The organism is Nocardioides sp. (assembly GCF_024509035.1).
Taxonomy (GTDB): Bacteria; Actinomycetota; Actinomycetes; order Propionibacteriales; family Nocardioidaceae; genus Nocardioides.
In genome coordinates this window covers 135-8,152 of the sequence record NZ_JANINT010000100.1, presented here as the reverse complement: position 1 = coordinate 8,152, position 8,018 = coordinate 135, and the positions used below count along the sequence as shown (strand labels likewise).

General features: G+C 73.0%; 8 protein-coding genes and 1 pseudogene. 8 read left to right on the top strand and 1 reads right to left on the bottom strand.

All coding sequences use genetic code 11. The annotated features are described in order from the left end of the window. The first annotated feature begins 2 nt into the window (after positions 1 to 2). A complete protein-coding gene (locus Q0L15_RS08405; protein ID WP_296603596.1) occupies positions 3 to 1,163 on the top strand; it encodes a bifunctional RNase H/acid phosphatase in 1,161 nt (386 codons plus the stop codon). 24 nt (positions 1,164 to 1,187) lie between these two features. Here the strand turns inward: Q0L15_RS08405 and yaaA are convergent, their stop codons facing one another. Further along, positions 1,188 to 2,237, bottom strand: a complete 1,050-nt coding sequence (yaaA, locus tag Q0L15_RS08400) for a peroxide stress protein YaaA (protein WP_296603595.1) — start codon at positions 2,235 to 2,237, stop codon at positions 1,188 to 1,190. Between yaaA and Q0L15_RS08395 the strand changes: the two are divergent. The 7 genes and pseudogenes from Q0L15_RS08395 to Q0L15_RS08365 form a co-directional block, all read left to right on the top strand. Then, a pseudogene (locus Q0L15_RS08395) lies at positions 2,124 to 2,675 on the top strand (RNB domain-containing ribonuclease); the annotation flags it as partial. The gene yaaA and the pseudogene Q0L15_RS08395 overlap by 114 nt on opposite strands. Positions 2,676 to 2,794: 119 nt before the next feature. After that, complete coding sequence (locus Q0L15_RS08390) at positions 2,795 to 3,412, top strand: hypothetical protein (RefSeq protein WP_296603593.1); 618 nt, start codon at positions 2,795 to 2,797, stop codon at positions 3,410 to 3,412. A gap of 52 nt (positions 3,413 to 3,464) precedes the next feature. After that, positions 3,465 to 4,223: a hypothetical protein gene (locus tag Q0L15_RS08385; RefSeq protein WP_296603591.1), complete on the top strand. Its 759-nt coding sequence runs from the start codon at positions 3,465 to 3,467 to the stop codon at positions 4,221 to 4,223. 152 nt (positions 4,224 to 4,375) lie between these two features. Continuing rightward, positions 4,376 to 5,587 (top strand): phosphoribosyltransferase family protein, encoded by a 1,212-nt coding sequence (locus Q0L15_RS08380; RefSeq protein ID WP_296603590.1) that lies wholly within the window; start codon positions 4,376 to 4,378, stop codon positions 5,585 to 5,587. A 60-nt stretch (positions 5,588 to 5,647) separates the two neighbouring features. Then, the gene (gene ctlX, locus Q0L15_RS08375; RefSeq protein WP_296603589.1) at positions 5,648 to 6,688 is read left to right on the top strand and encodes a citrulline utilization hydrolase CtlX; all 1,041 of its coding nucleotides are present in this window, start codon (positions 5,648 to 5,650) and stop codon (positions 6,686 to 6,688) included. Positions 6,689 to 6,982: 294 nt separating this feature from the next. Continuing rightward, a complete protein-coding gene (locus Q0L15_RS08370; RefSeq protein WP_296603588.1) occupies positions 6,983 to 7,330 on the top strand; it encodes a type II toxin-antitoxin system HicB family antitoxin in 348 nt (115 codons plus the stop codon). A gap of 130 nt (positions 7,331 to 7,460) precedes the next feature. Beyond that, positions 7,461 to 7,739 (top strand): DUF3024 domain-containing protein, encoded by a 279-nt coding sequence (locus Q0L15_RS08365; RefSeq protein ID WP_296603587.1) that lies wholly within the window; start codon positions 7,461 to 7,463, stop codon positions 7,737 to 7,739. The last annotated feature ends 279 nt before the right edge of the window (positions 7,740 to 8,018 follow it).

Below are 8,018 nucleotides of genomic sequence, written 5' to 3'. Positions count from 1 at the left end.
TCATCGAGGCCGACGGCGGGTCGCGCGGCAACCCCGGCCCGGCGGCGTACGGCGCGGTCCTGCGCGACGCCGACACGGGCGCGGTGATCGCCGAGGAGGGCACCACGATCGGCGTGGCCTCCAACAACGTCGCGGAGTACTCCGGGCTGATCGCCGGGCTGCGGCTGGCCGAGCGCTACGCACCGGACGCCGACATCGAGGTCCGCATGGACTCCAAGCTCGTTGTCGAGCAGATGTCGGGACGCTGGAAGATCAAGCACCCCGACATGCGGCCCCTGGCCAGCGAGGCCGCCCGGCTGGCGCCCCTCGGCACGACGTACACCTGGGTGCCACGCGCGCAGAACTCCCACGCCGACCGGCTCGCCAACGAGGCCCTCGACGGCAAGCGCAGCGGGGTCACCGTCGCCGCCGAGGCGCAGGAGCCCGACTCGCTGATCGAGGAGGTCGAGGCACCCCCGGCGTCGATCCAGAGCCAGGCCCGCGGCTGGGGCGCGGGCAGCGAGCCGACGACCGTGGTGCTGGTGCGCCACGGCGTCACGCCCCATACGGCGGAGAAGCGGTTCTCCGGCGGCCTGGCCAGCGCCAACCCCGGGCTCAGCGACGAGGGGCGCGCCCAGGTCAGGGCGGTGGCCGACTGGCTGGGCCCGATCGCCGAGCGGGTCGACGCCGTGGTCGCCTCGCCGGTGCGGCGCACGCAGGAGTCCGCCGCGATCATCGCCGAGGCGCTCGGCCGCGCGGTGCAGCTCGAGCCGGGCTTCGCCGAGATGGAGTTCGGGCCGTGGGACGGCCTCACGTTCGCCGAGGTGGGGGAGCGCCACCCCGACCAGCTGAAGGCGTGGCTGGGGTCGCTCGACGTCACGCCCGGCGGCGAGGGGAGCGGCGGGGAGTCGTTCCGCGTCGTCCAGGAGCGGGTGCTGGCCGGGCTCGAGCGTCTGCTCGCCGCGCACGCCGGCACGACCGTCGTGGTCGTCAGCCACGTCACGCCGATCAAGACGCTGGTCGCCCACGCGGTCGACGCACCGCTCGAGGCGGTCTTCCGCATGGAGCTCACGCCGGCGTCGGTGACGGTGATCTCGTACTACGACGACAAGCCGTCGCTGCGGATGTACAACGCGCTGCCGCCCGGCAACGACGTCTTCGCCTCCGGCGCCACCACGTGGTGACCGGCCCGGTCTTGAGGGGCGCGGCTACAGCTCGCTGACCACCACGTCGAGCCGGTCGCCGTCCTGCTCCACGACCCAGCCGAGGTCGCGCAGCGCGTCGGCCAGCCGCGCGGGGGTGCGCGGGTCGGCACCGGCCTCCAGCAGGGCGCGGACGATGCGGCCCTTGGTGGCCTTGTTGAAGTGGCTCACGACCTTGCGGGTGCCCTGGTGCTCGTGCAGCACGCGCATCGACGCCGCGCGCACGCCGGTGGGACGCCAGAACGCGACGTACGTCCCGCTGCGCAGGTCGACCAGCAGCCCACCGCCGACGGCGTCGGTGAGCACCGGCCCGAGCTCCTCGCGCCAGACGCCCGCGACGGCGCCGAGGCCCGGGAGCGTCGTGTCGCCGGAGAGCCGGTACGCCGGGATCCGGTCCCCGGGGCGCACCAGCCCGAACAGGCTGGAGGTGACCGCGACCCGGGTCGCCGCGCGCCGCTTGGCCGCCGGGGAGAGCGTCGCGACGTCGAGGGCGTCGTAGAGCACGCCGGTGTAGACCTGGTCGGCGCGCTGGGTGGGCGCGGTGCGCAGCCGGGCGTCGAGCTCGACCAGGTCGTGCTGGGTGCCGCCCAGGCCCAGGGTCTTCGCCGCGACGTCGGGATCGCCCGTGCAGAGGTCCTCGAGCGCGGTCAGCACGCGCTCACGAGCGCCGGTGAGAGCGGGGAACGACAGGCCCTCGAGGTCCAGGGCGCGGCCGCGGCGGGCGGCGGCCTTGCCCTCGCTGGGCGGTAGCAGCATCAGCACGGTGGTTATGGTGCCCGTATGCCGAGCAGCCGCGTCGTCCGGGTCCGCTCCGTCCGCGACGGGGTGGCTGCCGCCGCGCTGCGCGACGGGATCGCGCAGATCCAGGCGGACCTCGAGGTCACCGCCGAGTTCCCGCCCGAGGTCGAGGAGGCCGCGGCCGCGGCGGCGCGTGCGCCCCGGCTGCCGGACCTCGACCGCACCGACCTGCCACTCCTCACGATCGACCCGCCGGGAGCGCTCGACCTCGATCAGGCGCTGCACCTCGAGCGCGAGGGCGACGGCTACGTCGTCCACTACGCGATCGCCGATGTCGCCGCGTTCGTCACCCCTGGCGACCCGGTCGACCTGGAGGCGCACCGTCGCGGCGAGACGCTCTACGGTGCGGACTCCAAGATCCCGCTGCACCCACGCAGCATCAGCGAGGACGCCGCGTCCCTGCTGCCCGGCCAGGTCCGTCCGGCCCTGCTGTGGACGATCAGGCTCGACGCGGACGGCGGGCGCACCGACGTCCACGTCGAGCGGGCGCGGGTGCGCTCGGTCTCGCAGCTCACCTACGAGGAGGTGCAGCGCGCGATCGACAACGGCTCCGGAGCCCCGGTCCTCGGGCTGCTCCAGGAGATCGGCGAGCTGCGGCTGGCGCGCGAGGCGGCCCGTGGTGGGGTGTCGCTCCCACTGCCCGAGCAGGAGATCGACGTCGAGGGCGACCAGTGGCGGCTCGAGTTCCGCAAGCAGCTGCCGGTCGAGGAGTGGAACGCCCAGATCTCCCTGCTGACCGGGTTCGCGGCGGCGTCGCTGATGGTCTACGCGCGGGTCGGCTGCTGCGGACGTTGCCGCCGCCGGACCCGCGCGACGTGCAGCGGCTCCACCGCACCGCCCGCGCGCTCGGCATCACCTGGCCGGCCGAGCAGCTCTACCCCGACTTCATCCGCTCGCTCGACCCGGCGATCCCCAGCCACGCCGCGATGGTCAACGCCTGCACCCGGCTGCTGCGCGGCAGCGGCTACGTCGCCTTCGACGGCGAGGTGCCCGCGGACCCCCAGCACTCCGCGCTCGCCTCCGAGTACGCGCACGTCACCGCGCCGCTGCGCCGCTTGGGGGACCGGTACGCCGGCGAGGTGTGTCTCGCGCTGTGCGCCGGCACCGAGGTGCCGGCGTGGGTGCTCGAGGCGCTGCCCGAGCTGCCGAAGACCCTCCAGTCGTCCGGGGGGCGGTCGCGCTCCTACGAGCGACAGGTCGTCGACCTCGTCGAGGCCGGCGTGCTGCGCTCTCGCGTGGGCGAGGTGTTCGACGGCGTGGTGGTCGACGTCGACGAGTCGGACGAGCGGCGCGGAGTCGTGGTCATCCACGACCCCGACGTCGAGGCGCCGGTGGTCGGCAGCGGACCGCTGCCGCTGGGCACCGACGTCCGGGTCCGGCTCACCACGGCCGACCTGACGGCTCGCTCGGTCGGGTTCACGCTCGAGTCGTGACGGGCGGCGGCAGCGACGCAACCGCGCCGCCGCGGCGCACGTCCCAGCAGCCATGAGCCCGGGCATCCCCGCCGTCGTGACCGTGGTCCTCGCCGCCTCCGTGGCGCTGGCCGGCTGCTCCGGCGGCTCGGACCGTGAGCCCTCGGCCCGGCCGAGCGCGTCGCCGACCACCGTCGCCCCGTCGACGGTCGGCGTCCCGCCGGCTCCGGACGGGACCCGGTGGCAGGGCGCGAACGGGGTCGTCGTGGCGGTGCCCGACGACTGGGACACGGTCACCGAGGTCTGCGCCCATCCGGACGGGGAGGCCGTGCGCTACCTCAGCCGGGCGCAGCTCACGGCCCGGTGTGCGGTGCACGGCCGGCACCGCGACTCGTCGCTGGTCGTGGCATCGGGGCGGGCGACCGCGGCGATGATCGCGGGACGGCTGCCGGTGCGCTCCCGGATCGGCGAGCTCGACGTGCGTTCCTCGCGGGCCCGGTGCCCGGACCCCGCGCCCGGCGGGTGCACGCTGACCTTCGCCGTGCCCGCGGCCGGCGTCACCTTCCAGCTGCGCTACCGCGGCGCCGACGCGCGGGCGTTCGCGGGAGCACTGAGGCGCTCGCTGACCGCCCTGCCGGACGGTCTGGTGACCGTCCCGCCCGTGCGCTACGGCGTCTCCGACGCCGCCGCGATCCGCCAGCTGGCCGCGGCCGGGCTCGCGGCGGCGACGCCCGCTGTCGACTTCCCCCACTACGTCACGGGAACGCTCCCACCGGCCGGATCGGTCGTCGAGGAGGGGGCGAGCGTCGAGCTGCAGGTCGGTGACGGCTGAGGCGACGCGCGAGCCGATCGACTCCCGGTATTCCCGCCGGAGGCCCCGGAAACCCGGGGCTGAAGTCCCCAGGCCCCTGGGCCGTGGTGCTCTGTCAGGAGCCGGGGCTCCCGGGCGAACGTGGAGTGGACAAGGGCTGGAGGTGTCCACAGATGTTCCTCGATCGGATCGACGGCGGTCGTCGGCTCGCGGCGTTGGTGTCGCACCTGGCGGGCACCGACGTGGTCGTGCTCGGCCTGCCCCGCGGCGGCGTTCCGGTCGCCGCGGAGGTCGCTCACGAGCTGCGCGCGCCCCTGGACGTCATCGTCGTGCGCAAGCCCGGCCTCCCCGGCGAGCCCGGTCTGGACGCGCACGAGCGGGCGCTGCTGCGCGACCGGGCCACGCAGCTGCGCAGCGGCCGCTCGCCGCTCGACCTGACCGGTCGGGTCGCGCTGATCGTCGACGACGGGATCGCCACGGGCGCGACCGCCGCGGCCGCCTGCCAGGTCGCGCGCGAGGTGGGGGCGGCGTACGTCGTGGTCGCCACGCCGGTCATCGCCCCCGGCATCAAGGCCCGCTCACTGGGCGCGGACGAGATCGTGTACGTCGAGATGCCGGCCGAGGAGTTCACGACGGTCGCCGACCATTACCAGGACTTCCGCACGACCACCGACGAGCAGGTGATGAGGCTGCTCGACCAGGGCCGCGGCAACGGCTCCGACCCCGGCGGCCGCACCGTCCGCGTCCCGGCGGGTGGCGCGATCCTGGCAGCCACCCTGCGGATCCCGGACGAGCCACGCGGCGTCGTCGTGTTCGCCCACGGCAGCGGCAGCAGTCGACACAGCCCACGCAACGTGCATGTCGCGCGACGGCTCTCGCGCGCCGGCTTCGCCACGGTGCTGCTGGACCTGGTGAACCCGGCGGAGGAGTCGACGTGCGCCCGTGTCCTGGGTGCCGACGAGCTGGCTGCCCGGCTCAGCGCCGCGACGCGGTGGCTCGCGGAGTACCCGGGCCTGTCCGGGCTGCCGATCGGCTACGTCGGCGCCAGCACCGGAGCCGCGGTCGCGCTGCGGTCCGCGGCGGACCTGGGACCGATGATCGGCGCCGTGGTCTGCCGGGGCGGACGGCCCGACCTGGCCGGCCCCGCGCTCGGGCGGGTGAGCGCGCCGACGCTCCTGGTGGTCGGTGGCGCCGACCCGACGGTGCTCGAGCTCAACCGCTGGGCGGCCGCCCGGATGCACTGCCCGACGAGGGTCTCGGTGGTCTCGGGTGCCACGCACCGGTTCAGCGAGCCGAGCTCGCTGGAGCGGGTGGGCGAGCTCGCCAACGACTGGTTCGCCTCGCACCTGGTCGCCGCCCCCGCGGCGCTCAGCGCCAGCGGCTGACCTGCCCCCGCGCGGGGCGGGTTCGGGGGACCGGGGCGTGGTGATCTACATTCGGCGACCGTGAGTGCCCAGGCCCCGTCCGCCGTCATCTTGATCCGCGCCGAGCGGTTCGTCCCCAACCCGGCCACGGCGGCCGACAACGCGTTCCAGCGTGACATCCCCTCCGGCCAGTCCGAGGACGCGACCTCGAGCAAGGCCCTGGCCGAGATGGATGCCCTGGCACAGGCGCTGCGCGACGCCGGCGTACGCGTCCACGTCTTCCGCGACGAGGACCACACCCGCCCCGACAGCGTGTTCCCGAACAACTGGCTCTCCACCCACGCGGGCGGGTACGTCGCCGTCTACCCGATGTACGCCTCCAACCGTCGCCACGAGCGGCGAGCCGACGTGCTGGAGATGCTGAAGTCGGACTACCGCACCCAGACGATCGTCGACTACTCCGGCCTCGAGCCCGACGGCATCTTCCTCGAGGGCACCGGCGCGATGGTGCTCGACCACGTCTCGCGCGTCGCCTACATGGCGGTCAGCCACCGCGCCGACACCCACGTGCTCGAGCGCTTCTGCAGCGACTTCAGCTACGAGCCGATGGCCTTCGAGGCGGTCGACTCCGACGGCGTGCCCGTCTACCACACCAACGTCCTGGCCTGCGTCGGCACGGACGTCGCGCTGATCGCGCTCGAGATGATCCCCGACGAGCAGCGCCGCGAGCAGGTCCGGGAGCGGCTGACCGTCAACGGCCGCACGGTCGTCGAGCTCACCGAGCAACAGATCCGCGACTTCGCCGGCAACGCCGTCGAGCTCTGCGGCCGCACCCCCGAGGGCAAGCGCCGCTACATCATGGCGATGTCCGGTCGCGCCCGCCGCAGCCTGCGCCCCGACCAGGTCGCCGTGATCGAGGAGTCGTGCGAGATCGTCTCCGTCGACATCCCCACGATCGAGCTCGCCGGCGGCTCCGTGCGCTGCATGATCGCCGGCATCCACCTCGACCGCCGACCCCAGGCGAGCGAGGTCGAGCTCACCGAGGCCGTCGAGGCGATCAACGAGGAGCACCCCACGACCCCCGACGGCCAGGACGTCGCCGAGGCGGACGTCGAGAGCTGAGCGGTAGTCAGCACCTTGGCTAGTAGTACCGCCGGTAGTACCGTTTCTGGATGACGTCTCTGACCGATCTCGTCGCTGCGATGCGCCGGAATCAGCAGAACGTCCCCTACAGCGATCTCCACAAGGTGTGTGAGCACTACTTCGGAACGCCACGGCAGTCCGGCACCTCCCACGCCGTGTCAAGACGCCGTGGCCGGAAGATCCTCGAGTGAACATCCAGAACGACAAAGGCAAAGCGAAGGCGTACCAGGTGCGCCAGGTGCTCAAGGCGATCGACAGGAAGGAGGCCAGGTGATGCAGACCGACACTCGCCCGGATGTCTCGCACTACACCTACCGCGTCTCGTGGTCGGCTGAGGACGGCGAGTTCGTCGCGACCTGCGCTGAGTTCCCGTCCTTGTCCTGGCTCGCGGGATCACAGGTGGAGGCGCTCCAGGGTCTCCAGGAGATGCTCGGCCAGGTCGTGGCCGACATGGCGACCGCGGGAGAGCAGGTCCCGGAGCCCTTCGCCGACCGCACCTACTCCGGCAAGTTCAACCTGCGGGTTGGGGAGAACCTCCATCGTGAGCTCGCGATCCACGCTGCGGAGGACGGGCTGAGCCTGAACCAGTACGTCGTGCGGAAGTTGACCTCGACCGGATGACACGACCTCCGGACCCTCTAGAGAAGCGGGCGCGCCGCTTGCCCGCGGACGTCGCGAACCAGGATGCAGACGACTGATGGCACTCCCGGATACAGACCTGCACCGAATCCGCTTGTGGGCACGAGAGCGAGTGCCTGAGCATCTGTGGCCTCAGGTCAAGGTCGAAGCCGATGTCGCCGCTCGTCACGTCGACATCGTCGAGGTGCGTCCGCCGTGGAACGACGTGGGCGAGCACACGCGCTTCCCGATCGCCAGGCTCCGTTACACGAAGACGACCGGCCTGTGGGCCATCTATTGGCGGGATCGCAATCTGAAGTTCCACGAGTACTCCCGGAAGGGGCCGAGCAAGAACGTCCAGTCCCTCCTCGACTACATCGACGGCAGCGGCGACCCGATCTTCTGGGGTTGATGCGGAGGCGCCCGTGGCCGAGCTCATCGAGACATCGGCAAGGTCGGCATGGCGGCGAGCAGAGGTCTCGTCGTGGGTGGTCGGGTTGCGGGGATCTCGACGAGCGCTCGGGCCCTGGGGGCCCTCGCTGCTCGATCTCCGGCGCCGTAAGCACGATGGTTGAGGAGGTTGCGCAGCAACCGTCTCGAAACCACCGGCGGGCGTCCGGGCATGGATGTGGCCCCGCGGGCCGTGGCCGGCGGGGTCGGGTCAGTCGATATGTCGGGTGTAGACCCGGCC

Coding starts and splice junctions, on each gene's coding strand:
- Q0L15_RS08385 (WP_296603591.1), top strand. CDS start 3,465: ATGAGCCCGGGCATCCCCGCCGTCGTGACCGTGGTCCTCGCCGCCTCC.
- Q0L15_RS08380 (WP_296603590.1), top strand. CDS start 4,376: ATGTTCCTCGATCGGATCGACGGCGGTCGTCGGCTCGCGGCGTTGGTG.
- Q0L15_RS08370 (WP_296603588.1), top strand. CDS start 6,983: ATGCAGACCGACACTCGCCCGGATGTCTCGCACTACACCTACCGCGTC.